This is a genomic window from Pseudomonas sp. WT-JTC (genome assembly GCF_056711565.1).
The window spans coordinates 3535388-3555677 of sequence record NZ_CM160042.1 but is presented as its reverse complement, the minus strand read 5'-3'; the positions used below and the strand labels follow the sequence as shown (position 1 = coordinate 3555677).

19 protein-coding genes are annotated in these 20290 nt (G+C 59.0%); 8 read left to right on the top strand and 11 right to left on the bottom strand.

What is annotated here, in order from left to right:
• Positions 1 to 11: 11 nt before the first annotated feature.
• The 4 genes from AC06G5_RS16245 to AC06G5_RS16230 all read left to right on the top strand — a co-directional run bounded on the left by AC06G5_RS16245 (position 12) and on the right by AC06G5_RS16230 (position 2409).
• Positions 12 to 314, top strand: coding sequence for a Dabb family protein (locus tag AC06G5_RS16245; RefSeq protein WP_109788124.1), 303 nt, complete (start codon positions 12 to 14; stop codon positions 312 to 314).
• 250 nt (positions 315 to 564) lie between these two features.
• The gene (locus AC06G5_RS16240; RefSeq protein ID WP_160109237.1) at positions 565 to 783 is read left to right on the top strand and encodes a hypothetical protein; all 219 of its coding nucleotides are present in this window, start codon (positions 565 to 567) and stop codon (positions 781 to 783) included.
• A gap of 115 nt (positions 784 to 898) precedes the next feature.
• Positions 899 to 1519 carry a tyrosine-type recombinase/integrase gene (locus AC06G5_RS16235; RefSeq protein WP_480457529.1) on the top strand — a complete coding sequence of 207 codons (621 nt, stop codon included), beginning with the start codon at positions 899 to 901 and terminating at the stop codon, positions 1517 to 1519.
• Positions 1520 to 1953: 434 nt separating this feature from the next.
• On the top strand, positions 1954 to 2409 hold the full coding sequence (locus AC06G5_RS16230; RefSeq protein WP_008020769.1) for an Hsp20 family protein: 456 nt from the start codon (positions 1954 to 1956) through the stop codon (positions 2407 to 2409).
• Positions 2410 to 2717: 308 nt separating this feature from the next.
• Here AC06G5_RS16230 and AC06G5_RS16225 read toward each other — a convergent pair whose 3' ends face one another.
• The 7 genes from AC06G5_RS16225 to AC06G5_RS16195 all read right to left on the bottom strand — a co-directional run bounded on the left by AC06G5_RS16225 (position 2718) and on the right by AC06G5_RS16195 (position 13230).
• Positions 2718 to 3395 carry a DUF3313 domain-containing protein gene (locus AC06G5_RS16225; protein WP_480457526.1) on the bottom strand — a complete coding sequence of 226 codons (678 nt, stop codon included), beginning with the start codon at positions 3393 to 3395 and terminating at the stop codon, positions 2718 to 2720.
• 284 nt (positions 3396 to 3679) lie between these two features.
• A complete protein-coding gene (locus AC06G5_RS16220) occupies positions 3680 to 5107 on the bottom strand; it encodes a sensor domain-containing diguanylate cyclase (RefSeq protein ID WP_413704695.1) in 1428 nt (475 codons plus the stop codon).
• A 146-nt stretch (positions 5108 to 5253) separates the two neighbouring features.
• Positions 5254 to 6213 (bottom strand): alpha/beta fold hydrolase, encoded by a 960-nt coding sequence (locus AC06G5_RS16215; protein ID WP_413426993.1) that lies wholly within the window; start codon positions 6211 to 6213, stop codon positions 5254 to 5256.
• A 16-nt stretch (positions 6214 to 6229) separates the two neighbouring features.
• The gene (locus AC06G5_RS16210) at positions 6230 to 7642 is read right to left on the bottom strand and encodes an NAD(P)-binding protein (protein WP_480457523.1); all 1413 of its coding nucleotides are present in this window, start codon (positions 7640 to 7642) and stop codon (positions 6230 to 6232) included.
• 197 nt (positions 7643 to 7839) lie between these two features.
• Positions 7840 to 11229: an Ig-like domain-containing protein gene (locus AC06G5_RS16205; protein ID WP_413426989.1), complete on the bottom strand. Its 3390-nt coding sequence runs from the start codon at positions 11227 to 11229 to the stop codon at positions 7840 to 7842.
• 238 nt (positions 11230 to 11467) lie between these two features.
• Positions 11468 to 12361 carry an allantoinase PuuE gene (gene puuE / locus AC06G5_RS16200; protein WP_480457520.1) on the bottom strand — a complete coding sequence of 298 codons (894 nt, stop codon included), beginning with the start codon at positions 12359 to 12361 and terminating at the stop codon, positions 11468 to 11470.
• Positions 12361 to 13230: a GNAT family N-acetyltransferase gene (locus AC06G5_RS16195; protein WP_480457518.1), complete on the bottom strand. Its 870-nt coding sequence runs from the start codon at positions 13228 to 13230 to the stop codon at positions 12361 to 12363. Before AC06G5_RS16195 ends, puuE begins: the two co-directional genes overlap by 1 nt.
• A gap of 369 nt (positions 13231 to 13599) precedes the next feature.
• Between AC06G5_RS16195 and AC06G5_RS16190 the strand changes: the two genes are divergently transcribed.
• Positions 13600 to 14067: a metallophosphoesterase family protein gene (locus tag AC06G5_RS16190; protein WP_413426983.1), complete on the top strand. Its 468-nt coding sequence runs from the start codon at positions 13600 to 13602 to the stop codon at positions 14065 to 14067.
• A gap of 25 nt (positions 14068 to 14092) precedes the next feature.
• Here the strand turns inward: AC06G5_RS16190 and AC06G5_RS16185 are convergent, their stop codons facing one another.
• Together AC06G5_RS16185 and AC06G5_RS16180 are read right to left on the bottom strand one after the other, a co-directional pair.
• The gene (locus tag AC06G5_RS16185) at positions 14093 to 14410 is read right to left on the bottom strand and encodes a DMT family transporter (protein ID WP_413704700.1); all 318 of its coding nucleotides are present in this window, start codon (positions 14408 to 14410) and stop codon (positions 14093 to 14095) included.
• A 65-nt stretch (positions 14411 to 14475) separates the two neighbouring features.
• Positions 14476 to 15477 carry an SLAC1 anion channel family protein gene (locus tag AC06G5_RS16180; protein ID WP_413426979.1) on the bottom strand — a complete coding sequence of 334 codons (1002 nt, stop codon included), beginning with the start codon at positions 15475 to 15477 and terminating at the stop codon, positions 14476 to 14478.
• Positions 15478 to 15592: 115 nt separating this feature from the next.
• On the opposite strand from AC06G5_RS16180, the gene AC06G5_RS16175 reads away from it, so the two are divergent.
• On the top strand, positions 15593 to 16549 hold the full coding sequence (locus AC06G5_RS16175) for a GlxA family transcriptional regulator (RefSeq protein WP_413704702.1): 957 nt from the start codon (positions 15593 to 15595) through the stop codon (positions 16547 to 16549).
• 124 nt (positions 16550 to 16673) lie between these two features.
• On the opposite strand, the gene AC06G5_RS16170 is transcribed toward AC06G5_RS16175, so the two are convergent.
• Positions 16674 to 17084 (bottom strand): hypothetical protein, encoded by a 411-nt coding sequence (locus AC06G5_RS16170; protein ID WP_413426975.1) that lies wholly within the window; start codon positions 17082 to 17084, stop codon positions 16674 to 16676.
• 304 nt (positions 17085 to 17388) lie between these two features.
• Between AC06G5_RS16170 and AC06G5_RS16165 the strand changes: the two genes are divergently transcribed.
• Entirely contained in the window at positions 17389 to 18144 is a 756-nt protein-coding gene (locus tag AC06G5_RS16165; protein ID WP_413426973.1) for a tetratricopeptide repeat protein, read from the top strand.
• Between the two features lie 16 nt (positions 18145 to 18160).
• On the opposite strand, the gene AC06G5_RS16160 is transcribed toward AC06G5_RS16165, so the two are convergent.
• Positions 18161 to 18499, bottom strand: coding sequence for a hypothetical protein (locus AC06G5_RS16160; RefSeq protein WP_413426972.1), 339 nt, complete (start codon positions 18497 to 18499; stop codon positions 18161 to 18163).
• Between the two features lie 316 nt (positions 18500 to 18815).
• On the opposite strand from AC06G5_RS16160, the gene AC06G5_RS16155 reads away from it, so the two are divergent.
• Positions 18816 to 20288: a c-type cytochrome gene (locus AC06G5_RS16155; RefSeq protein ID WP_480457514.1), complete on the top strand. Its 1473-nt coding sequence runs from the start codon at positions 18816 to 18818 to the stop codon at positions 20286 to 20288.
• Positions 20289 to 20290 lie beyond the last annotated feature (2 nt).

The following is a 20290-nucleotide window of genomic DNA, read 5'->3' as shown; positions in this document are numbered from 1 at the left end:
GGGAGTCCGCGATGATCAAGCACATCGTGATGTGGAAACTGGAAGGGGAAACGCCTGAAGCGCACAGGCAGGCGTGCCTGTTTCTAAAGGAGCGTTTCGAAGGACTGGCCGGGCTGATTCCCGGGCTTCTGAAAATCGAAGTTGGCGTCGACTTCAGCCGCATCGACTATGCGTGCGATGTGGTGCTCTACAGTGAATTCGAATCCCAGGAAGCCTTGGACGCCTACGCTTCCCATCCCGAACATTTACGGGTGAAAGGGGAGTTGGGTAATTCACGCATCGCGCGACATCAGGTCGACTATCGGTTGTCTTAAATATCTCTGGTGGGAGTGAGGTCGGGGAAGGGGAGCCTTAAAGGTTGCTCCTTCCATCCTGCTCGGTCGATTACTACCAGCCGTCGCCCTCTGAAAATAACTGGGGATCGGTGAGTGTCCGCCTCTGGCCGGAAACCGCCCATAAGCGACGTCTGCTTGTGCGCAATCTGTTCAATTGCCCGCCAGCATCAGCTCAGCCAACGACGGAGATGAACTAGACTTCCTACATCACTCCTCAAGGACGAGCGCCATGTCAGATAACTCAGACTGCAAGATCGCCACGGCGGACGCTCTGACATTGCTCCTGCACAATCAGCATGCCTTAGGCGCAGCGATAGAAGAAGTAACCAAGTGGCTCTCAGAAAATGGAGTGGGAAGTGTCGCTGCTAACGCAATGTCGGCCATGGAAACGCTGGACACAAATGCTCAAGCCATCACAGATTCCATTATGAGGTTACGCCAGTCATAGATATGAATTGCCCTGATTCTGTAGACACAAATGACTGGCAGTTATGGGGCAAATAACGACCACGATGCACTGTGACTGAACCACCCTTGTCCTCCCTCAACCTGGAGGACAAGCCATGAACTCAATTGCTACATATCGCCGTCAGCCTTGGAACAAGGGAAAGCTCGTCGGGCAAAAGGCGCCGCTCCGAGTCAGAGATATTTGGGCTATCCGCGTAAGACTTCAGCTTGCTGAGAGGACAAGGGATCTGGCGCTCTTCAACTTAGCTATCGACAGCAAATTGCGTGCCTGTGACTTAACCAAGCTGCGAGTCCGAGACATAGCCCATGGGGAACATGTGTCGTCACGGGCTATCGTGATGCAGCAGAAAACCCATCACCCAGTGCAATTTGAAATCACTGAGCAAACCCGAACGGTTCTGGAGGCCTGGATGCATCAAGCTCACCTCCACAGCGAGGATTTCTTGTTCCCGAGCCGTTTGCACGACTCAGACCATCTCTCCACCAGACAGTACGCTCGAATAGTCAAAGCGTGGGTGACCGCCATTGGTCTTGATCCAACCATGTACGGTACTCACACGCTACGGCGCACCAAGGCATCGTTGATCTATCGCAGGACAAAAAATCTGAGAGCAGTTCAAATCTTGCTGGGACATACGAAGCTTGAAAGCACCGTCAGGTACCTGGGCATCGAGGTCGATGACGCCCTGGAAATGGCAGAGCAGACAGAAGTCTGACCAACCACTGCGACGGTCTATGCTAGACCGTCGCTATCCGACCCATTGCTGCCAGTCATTTGCGTCTACAAAATCAGGGGCGATTCATCTTTTATGTAGGGGGTTCAGATTGGCAAACGTCAATAACTTTAACTGCGACTTTGGGGCTTCCGTTTCTCAGTAAGTTGTCTAGCTCTGTATTGGTTATTGAGGTCGTCCCGGTTGTAGTGTTTGCCCTTCCGGCAACCAGTCAGCTTTCGAAGCGATAAAGGGCGTGCCAAGCCGATGCCTTTGGCCAATATAAATGACCTCGTTGATGCCTTCGTCTTTTGAGAATAAAAAATTATTTTTGCTCCTCTTGAATCGTTTTTCTCACATCGCTATATATTTTTGTACGCGATGCCGAAACCGGGTCGCGCCATAAATCACTTGGAGAAAACTCAGGAGATTTAGCTATGGCTAGTACCGTTTCCTTGGCCCCACTGTTCCGTCAGTCGGTAGGCTTTGATCGTTTCAACGACCTTTTTGAATCCGCGCTACGCAGCGAGGCGGCCTCGACTACCTACCCACCTCATAACGTCGAGAAGCACGGTGACGATCATTATCGAATCGTCATAGCTGCTGCGGGTCTGAGTGAGGAGGATTTGGACATTCAAGTCGAGAAGGAGGTTTTGACCATCGCCGGTGGCAAGCGAGAAAGCGATCAGGAGACGATTTACCTTCATCAGGGAATCGCTCAACGTGCATTTCGACTGTCTTTCCGTTTAGCGGATCACATTGAGGTTCAAAATGCATCGTTGTCCAATGGGCTGTTGAGCATTGATCTGCTGCGGGTTGTACCAGAGGAAGCAAAGCCTCGGCGCATCAACATTGATGGCTCGGGGAAGTCTGATCTGAAACAAATCAACTGATAGCAGCAAACGAGGCGCTCTTCGGAGCGCCTTTCTTAACTGCAGAATCGGCCAATAAAAGACATTCTCTGGCCTCTCAAAAGATATCCCACGAATATCTCCTAATTGAACGATTCCACGAGCATAGTCTAGCTTTACGAACCACCAGATTGGAGTCGATGGCCTGGCAGATCAGGATGAATCGGTCCCGATATCGTAGAGCCCATATGAGAGGCAGCTTTTGGCCGATTGTTGCCTGCCACGACCGGTTGAATCCACTACCGACAGTTGCCCTTCGTGAGAGGCCGCAACTGATTCAAAGAGTCAGTTCAACTGTGGACGAACGTCCAGAGATCGGTATTCAATTTTTCGATAGCGGTTTTAAAGTCTTTGGTGGTGATTTGCTGATTCTCGTTCTCTAGCTGGCTGCCGAATACCTTGCGCACCACTTTGGCCATTGTCTGATGGGTTCTCGCGTCAATGAATTCGGCTTCGATGAACAGATTGGTGTCTTGATCCCGGTGACCGGTGGCTGCCTGTGTCGCTCCGACAACGGCTGCGATCGGCATCACTTCATACCACTTCATGCCCTCGTTCGAGGCGCTGACGCCGGTGATCGCCGCACGCAGGATCAGGGGGTGTGACCCGGCCGGTGCAGCGGCCGCGTTAGACACCCTCTGGTATTTGCGGCCCAGCACGAGTTTGGCCTTTCTGGACATGAAATCCTGCAAGTCGGCCAGCGTCTGCCGATTGACCTGCTCATTGGGTTTCGGCGCGGGATAAAACTCCAGCGTTCTGAACGCTATGGTGTCGTACGCATTCGGGTTCCACGACGGGCTTACCCAGCGCAGTGTCTTCTCACCGGTGGCAGTGGTCACTTCTTCCAGGTTGTTGTAGTTGGACAGGAAGCCGGAGTACTGCTCGCGCTCAGTGACCTGGGAGGTGCAGCCGCCGAGTAGCAGGCAGACTAGTGCGACGCCGACAAACACTTTATGGGCCAAGGTCATGTTGGGTTCACTCCAGGATCAAGTCGTGTTCCGTCAACAGAAAACCAGAAACGCAATGCCATGTTTCAAGCTTGAATCCAGGTGTTGTCGAACTGACCGGAGATTGGATTGCCTATTGTGGACCGGGAATGCTCCACCGGCATGTAACCGGGCAAGATCTTTGTCCAACTGATGTCGGTGTCCTGATCCAAAGCATAGGTGGCCCTGTGGCAATACGTCAGGTTTCATGACGCTGCGATTGCTGCCCGATACGGCGCTGCCAGGCAACGGCTTCGCGACGATGGTCAGGGCAGAGGCTGGAGGCTGGTTTTGAAGGTGGTGACCACTCGGTTACGGCCTTCGTGTTTAGCGTGATACAGGCGTTGATCGGCTGTGCGCAGAATTGCCTCGATGGTGTCGCCGTCGCGACCGGATTGCGATACGCCGATGCTCACCGTGACCACGGTTGAGCGCTGCAGGCCATGAAAAGAACTATTTGCAACGGTGCTTCGCAGACGCTCGGCGATTTCGTGCGCGCCTTCAAGTGAAGTCTGGGGCAGCAGTATCATGAATTCTTCCCCACCTACTCGGGCTACGCCGTCATACGGCCGAATCGAATCCAGGCATTTCTCCACGAAACTCTTCAGGATGTCATCGCCAACCTGGTGCCCGAAGCGATCGTTGATGGACTTGAAATTATCCAGATCGAGTGCCAACACGGAGAACGGCGCACCGCCGCGTTTGGTCCGGCCAATTTCGACGTCGACCCGCTCCATGAAGCGACGCCGATTTTCAGCGCCGGTCAGTGGATCGGTCGCCGCAAGGTGCCCGAGTTCCTGATTGGTGCGCTGGAGTTCCTGCAGGGCGCTCTCGGCATACGCCATCGCTTCGGCAAGACGCACCATCAATTCCTCTTGGCTGTAGATCTTCGAAAACGACCGCGTGGTGAGGAACGCTTGCACCACCCCATAGCTCAGCATGAAGAATCCACCGGCGAAGATCGCATGAGCGAGCCACCACATATGGTTCCACGGACGCGCAAGGATGAAGGCAAGAGATGACAGCGCGAACGCGGTGACCGAGATGATGAAAATTATCATCAGCGGCGAACGGATACGGCGCAACAGAAGTATGGCCGCGGTCAATGCGGAAAGAACGAGGGCACCACCCTCCATGGAGAGGCGCACCGCGAGATTGCCGGCGATCGGCAAGTTCGCGACGTACGCCACTGCCAGGTCAACCAGCAGGAACAGTCCTATCCAGGTCAGCCACGGGTGGGCCTTCATTCGTTGGTCCGCGGCATCAGGTGGGCGGTGGTACGACAGCATTCCGACCAACAGCAGAATCGACATGACCAGTCGAGAGGCTGGTCCATAAAGCAGGAAGAGCCAGATATTGTGGTGTGCAAGCCCTGTGAACGCACCATGCAACGCGTAGATCAGTACAAACCCGAGGAAACCAAGCGTCATCCATCGTAGCAGCGGATCCCCCGATGACTGATAGCAGCGCCACGTTACGTAAGTGACAAACGAGCCCGCCAGGGTGGCTGTGATGATCGCGATTACATGGAACAGGTGATTCTCGAATACAAGCGTGGGGTCCTGGAAAAAGTACAAGTAGCCAATCAGATAGGCCGGAACGAACGCAAACCCTGCGAGCAGCAAGTAGGCGTAAACCTTGACCATGAGGCGAACGGCTACAGGTGACTCGTCGGTGGCGATGAGATTGCTCATGGTTCCCTCCAGTTTTAAATCCGCATAGCCAACACCGGTCGGGTGTTGAAGCCGCCTGCATGCCAACAGTCTCTCGCATCACTACGCAAACATGGGATGGAGCGATCTGCGGCATTTCAATTATGGATAAGAATTCAACCTGCGGATCAGAGTTTTTTCAGGAAGCCCAGCAGCAGCTCATTGACCTCTGTCGCGCGCTCTTGCTGTATCCAGTGGCCGGCACCTTCGAGGATATGACACCCGCGCAGTTGCGGCAGTGTCTGCGCGAAGGCTTCGATCTGCCGCGGGGAGCCCGCAAACTTCAGCACGCCGTCGCGGCTGCCGGCAATGAACATCGACGGCTGCCGGATAATGCAACCACGCCAGGGTGCCAGCAGTGCCCATGAACGCGTCATGTTGCGGTACCAGTTCAGGCCGCCGCGAAATCCGCTGCGGGTGAATTCGCGGGTGTAGCAGGCAATATCCTCAAGGCTTAGCCAGGCTGGCAGGGTTTTGGGTTCGATCATCGCCCCCAGGAAGCCCTGGCCCGGCTGCAGCTGGCCGAACACCGGCCAATCGGGCCCGTCACCCGAGCCATTGAAGTAGATGCGCCGGATCGACGACTCGACGTCCCTTTCCAGTTCGGCCTCGGCCACACCCGGCGTCTGGAAATACTGGATGTAGAAGTCACGGATGCCCCGCGAGGCAAGCGCGCCGAGGAGCTCCACGCGCCCCGGTGGCGAGAAGGGAACGCTCATGCCGACCACGGCGCGGAACAGATCGGGCCGCATCATTGCTGTGCTCCAGGCCACCTGCGCGCCCCAGTCATGGCCGACGATGACGGCTTGCTGTTCGCCGAGTGCGTGGACCAGCTCGACCATGTCGCCTACCAGGTGCAGCATGGTGTAGGCGTCGGGTTCGGCCGGTGCATCTGTGCCGCCATAGCCACGCATGTCGGGCGCGACCGCTCTGTAGCCAGCGGCCGCCAGCGCAGCAAGCTGGTTACGCCACGAGTACCAAAGCTCCGGGAAACCGTGGCATAGCAAGACCAGCGGGCCACAACCTTGCGTTGCGATCTGCATGCGGATGCCATTGATATCGAGCAGTTCGAGGTGTGGCTCGTTCATGTGCGCTTCCTGCGATTCAAGCGATGGCCCCCAGCAACCGTGGCAAACTCGCCAGAGCCTGCTGCCTGCCGACAGAGAGCCGATGCAGCTGTGCCAGTTTTTCGGTGTCGGTTTCTTGCAAACCCCTGACCACCGCCGTCATGAAGTACAAGCGCGACTGCCTGATCCAGCGGTTAAGGCCGTCATGCTCTCCCCAGCGTAGCTGGTTACCCAGGTAGACCGCCCAGATTCTGATCCAGTCCGTGGGGACGTGAGGCGGGGGGACCATCATGCACAGCGAGTTCATTTGCGCTTGATCGACCAGGTGGCTTTCCACATAGGCGATCAAGGCCGCGCTGAACACGGGTTGGCAGCTGCTGACCATCAACAGGTTGATCTTGCCGCCGTCGAACACCTTCATTTCAGGGAGTGTCGGGATGGCACTGGCGCTGCAATCGATGTGCAGGGCACTTGGGCTCGTGGCGATGTTGCCCTGCTCGAGCACGATGCGCGTTGGCTCGATCACTCGCACTCTCCCCAGGCGCACAATGTTGTCGATGCGTCGAAGCTCGCGTAATTCCGCCTGTGTGACGGTGGCGCAGCGGTAGGCAGTGGGTTCGACGGACTTGTCCAGGCGCAGGAGCTGGCCCGCCGCCTCGAGCCTGGAGAACAGGTCCGGGATCGAGTCTGCGGCTGCGATGGCCTCGAACTGTGCCGTGACACCGCCGATTGTTCGTTCGAAGTTGTCGAGGCCGGGTTGCATGTTGGCCCGGTCGATCAACCACGGATCGTTCGGCATGATCCAGCAGATTGTTGCGGGCGCAACACCGTTTTGCAGCAACCACAGGCAAGCGTCGATCCCGGTCTTGCCCGAGCCCACCACTACGTAGCTGGAGTATGGGTGCCGGATTTTCGGCAAGTCGTTCAGCGGCACGCATTGCACGCCGGGTTCCACCTTGTACCTGGGCGGGTGGGTCGAGGGAACTGCTGTCTGCGCATGGGTGGCGTCTACCACCTTTTTGTGCACCCGGACCTGATGGTTTACGCCGCTGACCAGCGAGGTAAACCGGTGGTCGTCAAGGCGGTCGCCGGTGTAGTTGCACATGGGGAAATAACGGACTCGACCTGACGGCAGAAACCGCTGATTCATCACCTGGTCGAAGTAACTCACCACCTCGGCACCGGAGGCCAGCTCATACAAGCCCTCGTTCAGTGCCGTCGTGTCTTTCGTTCCGCTGCCCAGTTCGCGTGAGTTGACGCCATAGCAGGTCGAGGGCTGGTGCAAGCGGACGAAGGGGTAGGCATCATTCCAGTGACCACCAGGCCGTTCGTGTCGATCCACTATCACGATGCGTGCATTCGTTTCCTCGAGTAGCGTATCGACGAAAGCCATGGCCGTCGCGCCAGCACCGATGATCAGGTAGTCGGTTTCGATCGGATTTGCGTCCATATGGTTGCACCTTCCTGAAGGTTGCCGCCCCTCAACCTCAGTAGATTAGCCAGCGATGCCGTGTGCAATAGAACGAATGCTCCTCACCCACATAACCAATGGAGTTAATGGCTGCAGCCTGAATGTCCTGGCTCAAATCGGCATGCACGAAGAAGCATCCAGCTACGCGGCCCGGATTTAATTTAACCCGTTGTCACTCAACGCGCCGCTATCGGCACCGTCACGGTTTTGCCGAAGGCCGACTGAACGGTCACCGTCGCGCCAGGCGCCGGGCCACTGCCGGTGGTCGTCACCGCTATCTGCCAGCGCGCGCCTGCCGCCGTCGGCGTCAGGGTGGCGGCGCCAAGGCTCACTGGACCGGAGGTGGTCGTGGCAGTCGCCGTGATGGTATTGCCCGTGCCACGCGAGGTGGTGCCGGACAGGACCCAGTAGTAGCGGCTGTTGCTGCGGGCGGTGACGGTAGCGCTGGTGACGATCAGGTTCTCGGCGACCGCCGCCGAGACCGCCACGGACACCGTCGTCGGTGCCGACTCCGCCCCCTTGGCATCGGCGGCCTGATAGGTAAAGGTCGCGGTGAACGGCGCGGGGACCGTGGCCGGTGGTGTGTAGATCACGCGCAGACCATCGGTGCTGACCGTACCCTTGCCGGAGTCCGGTTGTGCCAGGCCCACCACTTTAAGCGGCACGTTACCGTCAGGGTCGGTGTCGTTGGCCAGGACGTTGATGGTCACCGGTTGGCCGTTGTTGCTGATGGCGCTGTCGGGGTTGGCAAGCGGTTTTATGTTATCGCCGTCGTTATTGTCACGTTTATCGCCAGTGCGGAAAGTCGGCAGCGCGGCGGAGTTTACGTAGGTGACGCCGTCCCAGCCGGGCAGGGGCGTTGGCATAAGCTGGAACTGGCCCGGGTGCTCGACATCCCAGCGCAGCAGCATGGAGGTGTCCTCGTGCTGGGTGTTGTGGCAGTGCTCCATGTAGGTCCCGGCGAATTCGCGGAAGCGGATGGCGATGTCCACGTCCACCGAGCTGTCGATGCCCTGGCCAATGAGATAGACGTCCTTGCGTGCCCATTTTTCCCATTCCGGCGGTGCCTTGCCGTCTCGATTGAGGACGATGCCTTCTTCGAAATGCACGTGCACCGGGTGGCTCCAACCGTTGCCGCCGTTCCTGATTTTCCACACTTCCAGGGTGCCGTCGCCAGAGAACCCGGCATCGGTCGGGCCGTTGGCCAGTTGCGGAGCGGCGCTGATGATTCGAGGGTCCATCTGGAAGCCGAAACCGCCGTCGGTCTTGATCGTCCAGGGTTGTTCGTCGGTGCCGTCGGAGCGACCGAAAGTGAATTCGCGATGGCGTGCCAGTTTCAGTTTGGCCTGCATTGCCGGATCGTCGCGGTTGATCGTCAGCGGGATCATGACCTTGCCGACCGGTTTACCCGGTTTGGCGGGTTCGTAGTCGGCGGGGTTCATGCTCACGTCCTGGCCGGCATAAGGCTGGACCACCATCTGCAGGAACTTGCCCACCACCGGGTCGCCGGCGTCCCATTCCAGCCCTTTGCTGCCCAGCTTGAGCACCGCCTTGTACTTCCCGGACAGGACATCGGCCAGGCTCAGTGGAGTACTCTCCGGACCCTTGCCGTTCTGGTGCTCCATCAGGTTGACGAAGTACAGCTTGTCGCCGGTCCTGATCCCGTTTTTCGCGAAGTTGACGATGATGTCGAACCGCTCGGCAATGCCCTGGGTGGGCAGGATGGCGTTGTGGTCCTGCACATCGCCGTCGCCGTCCAGATCCATGCTGCCATCGAACGGCACCGCGTGTTCCATAAGGTTGCCGTCGTTGCCGATCATGTGGAACGGCACGCGGGTGTAAGACACGCCGGAACCTGCCGGGCCGGGGAATTCGCCACCGCTGCCGGCGACTTCACGCACCAGCGCGATCCTGAAGAAGCGCGAGACCGAGCCGTTGAGAATGCGGAAACGATAGCTGCGCGCGCGCACGTTCAGGCGTGGCTGGTACTGCCAGTTGACCAGGATCTGGTCGCCGAGGAAGCCGTCGGTGTTGAACGGGTTGAACCACAGCTGGCCGTTCTGATCCCAGGCCTTGTCGGCCACCAGCAGGTTGACGTCATAGTCACGGTTGCCCCAGGGCAGCGCCGAACCGCTGGGCAGGCGCAGGTTGACACCGTCTTGCAGCGCTTCGTTGCCACGATCCAGGGCGCTGTAGTAGTTCATCATCGTCGCGTTGCCCTTGTAGACGTTCTGCGCGGTGAAATCGAGCATGTGGTCATGGAACCAGTGGGTGCTCATGGTTTCGCGCCAGTCGCCACGAATCTTGATGCTGCCGTTGTTGCACGTCTTCAGGCCCGGAGTGGCATCGTTGACGAACAGGGTTTCGCCCGGGGCGCAGGGGAACGCCGCGCGCGGATCCTGAGCGTTGGTGTTGATGCTGTCGTAGCCGGCCAGTTGTATCGGCCAGCGATAGTCGTAGTACTGCCCCGGAAAGAAAAATGCATTGGCATAGCCGTCGCTTTCGGCCGGGGAGTGGCCGTTGTGTTCATGGGTGCTGAGGGTGTGCAGGCCAAACCCCATGTTGGCCGACGGATCGATCGGCAGGGCGTTGTAGTGACGCATCAGCACCGGTTGGCCGTAACGCACCATCAGCAGTTTTGGCGGAAAGGTGCCGTCGAAGGTCCAGAGCGCCTTGTGGTTCTGGATCGGCATGTTGGGGTGGAAGCGGGTGTCGATGCCTTTGGTGGTGCCTGCGATGACCGGAGCATCCGAGGTCTGGTTGTAGAGCCCGCCAGGCCCGAACTCGCCGACAGCGTAGTTGTGCAACTGGCGGCGGTCGCGCATGCCGCCGTTGAGCTTGGCGCCCGCTTGAGCGGTCTTGAAGGCGACCTGCGGGTAGAACTCGTTCCAGCGCTGGTGCGACCAGCCTTTTCCTGGCGGACGACCTTCGGCCGGCGAGCCGACCGGATGGCGGTTGAGGAAGGCTTCGATCTGCGCTTTCCACGGGTTGCGGTCCAGCACGTTGGAATACTGCGACGGAAACGGGTACAGCCCCGGCTGGCGCATGAAGGCTTCCAGCGCCGCGGCCGAAGGACCGCTGCGGGCGATGTTGTTGGGGTCCTGCGTGGGCGCCGGGCCGACGAGCGGAACCGGGAAGGTCAGGGGAGGGGCCGGCAGTGTCGGGTCGAGTTTCTCCGTGCCGAATTCTTCGAACAGCAGCAGTTGCTGGGTGTACGGCTGCGCTCCGAACAATGGGCTGGGCTTGCCATTGGTGGGGATCTTGAAGGATGTCTGAAGGGCTGGCGGCAGCACGTTGTCGGCCGTTGGCGTGGTGCGGGTGCCAAAAGCGCCATTGGGCAGGGCGATGGCGCCCTGGTTGGCGGGTAGCATGGCCCGTATGGCATCCACCGCGGCCTTGGGGTCGGGCGGCGAGTTGGTAAACGCCGAGGGGTCGGTCGGTGGCGGCTGGCTGACATCGTCCAGCGGTGCGGCGTCTGCCGTGGCCAGGGACAGGAGCATCGCACAAGGCAGGCTTGATTTGCGCAGCCGGCCGAAGGAATCGCATGGTGGTGTCGCGCTTTTCATTTTTCACCCCTCCGCTGATGCTCCACCGTCTCCATGTCCGGGACGACAGGTGTTGCGGGCATAAGGGGCGGGGTGCAACTAATGAGCCATCACCCGGGCGAAGGAAAAATTCAAATAAATTAACAAGTTGTTCTGAGCGTTACAGACGGGTGAAGCGGGGGTGGGTGAAGTACCCCATTTGTGGGGAAAGTAGCGGCGCTGTTTCACCGACCGCTTTTGGTGGATTTGCATGTACCGCTCACGCGGGGAATTGGCCTATCCAGTGCCTGGCAATCTCTTCGCGCCGGCAGATCCACACCGCGTCGTGGCCTTGCACGTAATCGAGAAAGCGCGCCAGCGCCATCGCACGACCGGGATGGCCACTGATCCGCCCATGCAGGCCGACGCTCATCATCTTCGGGTGTTGCGCGCCTTCTTGCCACAGCAGGTCGAAAGCATCCTTGAGCAGCTGGAAGAAGTCTTCGCCGCAGGCGAAACCGTTCGGCAGCAGATAGCGGGCGTCGTTGTTGACCAGTGTGTAAGGGATCACCAGGTGGGCGGGTGAGCCCGGGAGCCAATAGGGCAGATCATCGTTGTAGGCGTCCGAGCTATAGAGAAACCCGCCTTCCTCACGCAACAGGCGGCGGGTGTTCTGGCTGACCCTTCCTGTGTACCAGCCTACGGGGCGTTTACCGCAGATCTGCTCGATCACGTCGAGGGTCAGGCGGATATGGCGCCGCTCCTGGTCTTCAGGCATGTCGCGATAGTCCAGCCAACGGTAGCCGTGCCCGGCAATCTCATGCCCGGCGGCGCAGAGCGCATGGCCAATCGCCGGGGTGAGTTCCAGTGCCCGGCCGACGGCGAAGGCGGTCAGCGGCAGGCCTCGGGCGCTGAACAGCTGCAGAATGCGCCACACCCCTGCGCGCGACCCGTATTCGTACATGCCCTCGACGCTCAAGTCCGGTTCGCCCACACGCGGCGGACGGCCCGGTAGCTCGTGCAGCCAGGCCTCCGACTGTGCATCGCCATTGAGGATGCATGATTCCGCGCCCTCTTCGATGTTGAGGACGAACTGGACCGCGACGCGCGCCTCACCGGGCCATCGCGGGTGGGGTGGGCAGCCGCCATATCCGATGAGGTCGCGAGCGGCCATCAGCCCAGCTCGAAAGTCGTGACGCCGAACACACGTTCGTGCGCGATCGCCGGAGGAGGGCCGAGGTACATGCGTGCGCAGCCGAAAACCTCGATCATGCCCTGTTGGCGCACGAGCGCCATCGCGGCGGGGTTATTCTCCGGGGCATCGAGAAACAACGGGCCACCTGCCGCAAATTCCGCCAGGTGCGCGTAGAGGGCATTGGCTGCCAGGGCGTCATCGGCGAACAAGGGGCCGATCTTGCAGCCTTCCCGGCAGCGCCTTGCTACGCCATAGCCGCTTAGCCTGCCCTCGCGCCGGCAACCCACGGCGAGTGCGTCGGCCTGGGCTATCCAGCCGCTCAGGAAGGTTGCGCGCGCGGCGGGGAAACAGGTGCGGTCGTAATCGACAACCTGATCGAACGGGAAGGTGGCCAACGGGACGATGTCCTCGCCTACCTGCGAGGTCGCCGGGTGTTCGGTGATCTCGGCACGAAAACGCATGTTGCGATGGGAAAAGACGAAACCACCCTTGGCGTAGTAGTCCTGCATCGCGAAGACGCCGTCCATGCCGATGCTCGCGCCTGGGCGCAGGCGGGCGAGGAGTCGCTCGCGGCGTGCGTGCCACAGGGTATTGCCCAGACCTTGACCGCGATATTCAGGCCGGACGATGAAAAAACCCATGAAACCGAATTCGCCATTGTAGGAGGTGATGGCACCGCCGCCGATCAATTCGCCGCTCCGGGACGCCGCGATGAAGGCGGCAGGGTCCGTAGCCCAGAACAGCTCGGCATCGTGAAGGCCGGGATTCCAACCCTCACGGGCGGCCCAACCGACGAGTTCGTCCAGCTCGGGACGGGTCATGTTGCGTATGACCAGCTGATTGGACACCGCGAAGTTCTCCTCAGTCGCTAATCGAGCGTGTGGTCCATCCCCACTCTGAACCCTTTCGGTATAGCTTCAACCCGGGTATTGATCCAGATCGTCGCACCACCTGCAGAATATGCTCGTCGCCATTGAGCGCAATACTGTTCAGTCAAGGATTCTGTAGGAGCGAGCTTGCTCGCGATGGACTTAAGGGCGCTGCGTTTAGTCAGTAAACACGCGGCATCGTTAGCGACCATCGCGAGCAAGCTCGCTCCTACAGTAGTGGCGTGGTTCGATGGCACCACCGTCGTCATGTGCGTGGGAGATCCTGCGCGTCGAAGGCATTCGGCCCGTTACACTGTGGCAGATTCCTGTATTCGTCCTGGAGCTTGCATGAAAGTTGGCGTGATTTCCGATACCCACGGCTTGCTCCGTCCCGAAGCGCTTGCCGCCCTGCAGGGGTGCGAGCGAATCATTCATGCCGGCGACATCGGTGCCCCGGAAGTCCTTGATCGACTGGCCGCTATTGCACCCCTGCACGTCGTGCGCGGGAACAATGATCAAGACCTTGCATGGGCAGGGCATCTCCCTGATCTTCTGCGTTTCGACATCAACGGTTGGCAGGCGTTGTTGGTGCATGACATTGCCGATGTCCCGGTCGAACTGGAGGCAGGCGTACAGCTGGTGATCACCGGCCACTCCCACCAGCCACGCATCGAATGGCGTGGGGAGCGATTGTTTGTCAATCCCGGTAGCGCGGGGCGACGACGCTTCAAGCTTCCGGTGACGCTGGCGCTGCTTGAGGTATCGGCGACTTCAATCGAGCCTCGGTTGATTGATCTGTTGGAGTCATCCCCGTAATGGGTTGAACCCTTCGTGATTTGAATCAGCGCAGCCCGTTCACGCTCAGCAGAATCAAGCCGACCCAGAACAACCGCCAAAGCGAAACCCCGTCACCGAGCCAATACATGCCGACGATGGCCGTACCGGCAGCGCCGATACCGGTCCAGACCGCGTAGGCGGTGCCCACGGGCAGGACCCGCAATACCATCGTCAACAAATACAAACTGCTGGCCAATGCTACTAAGGTGCCGGCGAGGATCCAGGGTCGATCCAGGCCATTTGCGCATTTCAATCCAACCGCAAAGGCGATCTCCAGAAAGCCGGCGACAATCAGCAGTAACCAGGATGTGGTGTAAGTCATTCGACAAGACCTGTGTTGGCAAAAAAAAAGCGAGCCGGTCAAGGCTCGCCAAAGGGAGGTAAACGTCAGTTGGCCAACAGTTTGCCGCTGAACAGACTGGCCAGGGTCTTCACGGTCAACACAAGCAGGGCCACTGTGAGGAACAGCAAGATCACTGCCGCGATAGCCATCAGCAACGTGCTGTCCTGGGCATGGGCATACTTCAGCGCAGCATTGCTCAGGGCTGCGATGGGAAAGCTGATTGCCCACCACGAAGGGGCAAAAGGCACATCGCGACGGAACACTTTGAAGCTCAGTACCACGAACAGGAACAGGCCGAAGTAGAACAACACGCTGGCAAACCGGTCGATCTCGCCGAACACGTTGGTGTACGCCAGGAAACCCACTTCAAATGGTGCAATCAAGACCATCAGTGAAGGCACCATGCCTTTGGCCAGAGCGGCCTGATGCACCAACCGCGAAAAGATCCGGGTAAAGAAAACCAGTGCCAGCACCGCACCCACGGCAAGCGCAAACAGGTTGAACTCCGCAGCCCAGGCCATGGGCATGTGCGCACCGGTTACCGCGATGTCGAGGGTGGCTACGCCCGGGATCAACCAGGCGGGTACGGCATTGAGTTGATCGTGACCGCCCGACAACAGGCGCGAAACCACCAGGCCGGCAAGCAACACGGTCAATACGCTGCCCAGTATCCAGAGTGCCTGTCCAAGCAGTTGACTGTGGGGCGCTGCCACTGCGGAAAGCAGCAGCAGGGCGATGGTGACGGTGCCGAAAAAGTTGCTGGCGACCGGATGGTTGAATTCGGCCCGTACCGCTTCGGGATGCTTCACCCATTTGCTCAGATAGCCCAGCGTCAGCAACACGAATACCAGGCCGGCAAACGCGCCAATCGCTTCACCCAACATGCCACCGACGCCGTAATGCTGACCACTCAAGCGCCAGGCGAGGCCCAGGCCGGCCAAGCCCATGACTGAACCGAACAGATTGATGGGCAGGTTCTTGATGGATGTCTTGCTGGTCGATACTGATTGAGCTGCAGCGATGTTGGGGGTGTATGCAGTGTTCATGGCAGTCTCCCGTTTGACTGAATTTGCTGTTGGAGCTATTTTCAGCCAAACAGCTGTTGGCTGAAATAGTGCAGTTACGACGTATTCAGCCAATGATTCGACGAGGACAGACATCATGCGCATAACCCTCCTGGCCTTCCCCCGCGTGCAGCTGCTGGATGTGGTCGGTCCGGCAGACGTCTTCGCCGAGGCCGCCAGGCAACTTGGCAATCCACGTGCCTACCGGGTCGAAGTCATCGGGACCGACAAAGGGATGATCAAGGGCTCAAGCGGTCTGAAGCTCGGCATCGACGAGACCTTCGAAACCTATAAAGGCCGGATTGACACGTTGCTCGTGGCCGGCAGCCCGCACATCGACGAAATTGCCCTGAACCCCGCACTGCAGGAATGGCTGCGCCAACAGGCGAAATCAGTGCGCCGTATCGGCTCAGTCTGCAGCGGCGCCTTCCTGCTGGCCGCCGCAGGCTTGCTCGACGGGCGCCGTGTCACCACTCACTGGAATTCCAGCGCGAAACTCGCAAGGGAACATCCCCAGGCCCACGTCGACCCCGATAGCATTTTCATCAAGGACGGCAACCTTTACACCTCGGCGGGCGTCACGGCCGGCATGGACCTGGCCCTGGCGCTTGTCGAAGAGGATCACGGCAGGGAGCTGGCGCTCAGCGTTGCCCGTGAAATGGTGATGTTCTTCAAGCGACCAGGCGGGCAATCACAGTTCAGCGCGCAACTGGCAGCGCAAACCGCCGAGCGGAGTGTGATAAGGGATGTGCAGGAGTATGTCGTGCAGCACCTGAAGGCCGACTTGAGCGTACCGACCCTGGCCGCCCGCGCCGGCATGAGCGAACGCAACTTTGCCCGCACGTTCAAGGCCGAAGCCGGCTCGACGCCGGCCGAGTTTGTCGAACTGGCCCGCATCGATGCGGCCAGGCGGCTGATCGAGGATTCGGACGTATCACTCAAGCGCTTGGCCGATACCGTCGGCTATGCAAATACGGATGGGTTCAGAAGGGCCTTCATGCGGCGTCTCGGGGTGGGGCCGAGTGATTATCGCAAGCGGTTTTCAACTGGGTGACGGGGAAGGGGGCTCATCGTCAAAACGTCATCAGGCACTTCGGTACCTGATGTCAGCTTCTCACCGGTCGATGCACCACTCGTTCTGTGTATGCAGGACGAGTGGTGCAGGCGTGGCTTGGCAACTAGCGATAGTAGCGGCGATCGTCCTCGTAGCGGTACCGCATGTCCCGATCCTGGTGGCGCTCCCAATAACGATGGCGTTCGGCTTCGCGGCGGGCCTGCTCTCTGCGCCACTGCTCTCTACGCCACTCGTCTCGGCGCCAATCGTCTCTTCGCCAATCATCTCTGCGATAGTGCCAACGGCCGTTATGCCAGTATCGGTCGTCATGGGCCAACATCGGCCCTGGCTGCTTGCCGGCCATGTTGGCCAAGGTCGGCCAAGGGTTGTCGGCAGCCTTGACCGGAGCCTGAACGACTGCGACTTCAGGTGCGACAACAGGGGTTGCGGTCTTCATTTGTGTTGCTGATGCCGAGCCCACTGCCGCGAGCGCGAACAGGCCGAAGAGCACCATCCGTGGGTCATGGAATTTCATGAACGAAGACAACCTCTGATTGACAATTGGACGTGTGGCCATCCACCTGCGGGTTTGCGCCTGCCGGACGGAAGTGCCTATCCACATAGACCGATAAACAGGGAAAAGTTCTAGAAAGCCGCTGTTTAAATAGCCGATGGCCCCGAGTGTTTAGCGCCTTTGAGGTATTGGTCGCGACGGCCTTTACAGCGGGAACTTCAGGGCACGGGCCAGGTCAATAGGGGCCCTGTATCGCAGAAGCCGAGCAGCGCTGGTGGCCTGTTTTCGGGCAGTGCCGGCCGAGATCAGTCGAGTCCACCCCCTGATGCCAACCAAGAGTTTTCTCCCCGGTCTCCTCCTGGTGCTCTGCGCCGTCGCGTCGCATTGTTCCATTGCTGGCGAGCGAATCGCGCCCACGCAAAGTAACCGCGCCTCTACCACCCTGATCGAAACGGCCTCGCGGCAGTATGAAAATGGCCAGCTGGACCAGGCTGCTGCCACGCTGGAGCGTGCCCTGCATATTCAGCCGAACAATCCCGCGACGCTGCATTACCTCGGTGTGTTGCGCCTTCAGCAGGGGCAGTACCAACAGGCTGAAACATTGGCGCTGCGCTCGAATGTGCAGGTTGGTGGCAACGTCGAGTTACGCAACCGCAACTTCCAATTGATCCAGGCGGCCCAGCAGGCCCGGGCTTCGAATACCCCACCCCAAGCCAGAGAGGGCCAGGTTGCAGTACAGAAGGGGCAGGATGAGCAGATCCAGGAAGCACAGATGGCGCCTGTTGAACAACCCGCTGCGGACACTGGGCAACAAGCTGGCATTTTTGATCGGGTAAAGGCTGCGTGGGCATCGGTTTCGCCGACGGCTGACAAACCACAGCCTGAAGAAGCAGTGCAAATGGCTTCCGTTGCGCCAGCGCCCGCGTACGATGAGGTTGTGATTCCCCGCGGCCATTTGCCGCCTCCGGGGAAATGCCGGATCTGGTTTCCCGATCGCCCGCCCGGGCATCAGCCGGCACCCGGTCGCTGCAAGAAGCTGCGACATCGGGTTCCGCCGGGAGCCTTTCTGCTGCACGGTTGAGGCTGCGGGTGAGCCGCTATTCAATCAACTGATCGATCAACACTGCGTTGGTATAGACCAGGCTGCCATCGCTCGCACGGTGCCCGACCAGGTGAAACTGACCGCGTTCGTGGTGCAGATAGACACGCATCTGACAGTCGGACAAGGGCGCGTATCCCTCGGGCATGATCAATTCCATCGTATCCATATCGACATCGACCATGGCTTCACGCTCGTGGGACTGCTGCAAGCGCTCTTCGGCCTCCTCCAGACGGACATGGAGAGGGCCGTCGACGTAAAAATGGATCTCACCGATCGGGATGGACTTCTGGTCGGGGCTGGGCTTGCACCAGCCTGCGATCGTCAGTGCACTCATGACGAAACCTCCCATGTGGATTGCTGGACTCTATTAACTATCGTCCCTGTTCATTGCGATCACTCATGTTTGACGACTGTACAAGGGCAGGGTTCGCACTTTGTGGTCGCTTCTGGCCGATCGCTGCCGTCCGTCATCAGGATTCAAGTATAGCTGGCAACCGGAACTCCCTTGCCAACCTCACGGTACAAGCCGATGGCTCTATACTCCTTACTGACTTTACCGCCCGGACGGGTGGTATTTGTCTGGCCTGCTTGGATGTCAGTGGCGATGCTTTTGCATAACCAATGAACATCAGGAATAGGATGAAGAGCAAATGGCAATAGCAATTATCCTGGTACTAATCGTTATTGCATCAGTGCTATTCCACATATTCGCGCCCTGGCATGCGACACCGGCCGCATCCAACTGGGGGTCCATAGACACCACCCTGTTCATCACTCTGATCATCAGCGGAATATTCTTCATTGCCATCGTCGTATTCATGGCAGTCGCGGTGATGCGGTTTCGTCACAAGGAGGGTGCCCGGGCGGCCTACCAGCCAGAAAACAAAAAGCTGGAATTATGGTTGATCATCGTTACCTCGATAGGCATTGCCGGGATGTTGGCGCCAGGCCTGGTTGTTTACGATGATTTCATCCGGGTACCGAAAAATGCCTATGAACTTGAAGTGGTCGCCCAGCAGTGGCAGTGGGCCTTTCGTTTTGCCGGTCAGGACGCAAAGCTGGGCAAATCGGATATCAAGTTTGTTGATTCCACCAATCCTCTCGGCCTTGATCCCAAGGATCCTGCAGGGCAGGACGACGTGCTTGTCATGAATAATGAAGTTCACCTTCCGCTCGATCGGCCGGTGAAAGTCTTACTGCGTTCCAAAGATGTTCTGCACGATTTCTATGTACCGCAAATTCGCAGCAAGATGGACATGGTGCCAGGAATGGTGTCGTACTTTTGGTTTACGCCGACCAAGACCGGAAAGTACGAAACCCTTTGCGCTGAGTTTTGTGGCGTAGGTCATTACAACATGCGCGGCCATATGATCGTGGAAGAACAGGGCGTCTTCGATCAATGGCTGAAAGGCCAACCGACGTTTGCGCAGACATTGGCCACAGCTGCCAGGCCTGGAAGGGACAGCCTGTTGGAAAAAGGCCGCTTGCTGGTCGACAAATACGGTTGCGGTGCCTGTCATAGCCAGGATGGCAGTACCAGTCTTGGCCCTGGATGGAAGGGACTGTACGGCCGCACTGAACAGCTGGCCGATGGCTCCAGCGTACAGGTCGATGAGGCCTACCTGAAAGAGTCGATTCTCGATCCGAAGGCCCGCCTGGTAAAGGGCTACCCGCCGGTCATGGTGGCCTATACTCTCTCTGACGATGAACTGGGCGCGCTCGTCGCCCTGATCAAATCACTGGGTGCTGCGCGCCAGGGCGATGAAGCCTCTGTTGGCGAAGCATCGGGCCCGGGTGAAGACCTGGTGGCGCAGGGACAGCGGCTGGCCGGGTCGCTTGGCTGTCTGGCCTGCCACAGTGTCGATGGCAACAAGGGCGTCGGCCCCAGCTGGCAGGGCCTGTATGGCAAGACCGAAACCCTTGCCGACGATACGAGCGTCAAGGTCGACGAGGGTTATTTAAAGGAATCGGTTCTTGAACCTGCTGTCAAAGTCGTCAAGGGTTACGCAGCCGTCATGCCGGCCTTGAAACCGAGCGACAAGGAGCTGGACGCGCTGATCGCTTTTATCAAGTCCAAAGCGAATGCCAACGCTGATGCAAGCAAGGCGGAGCCAGGGAAGTAGCC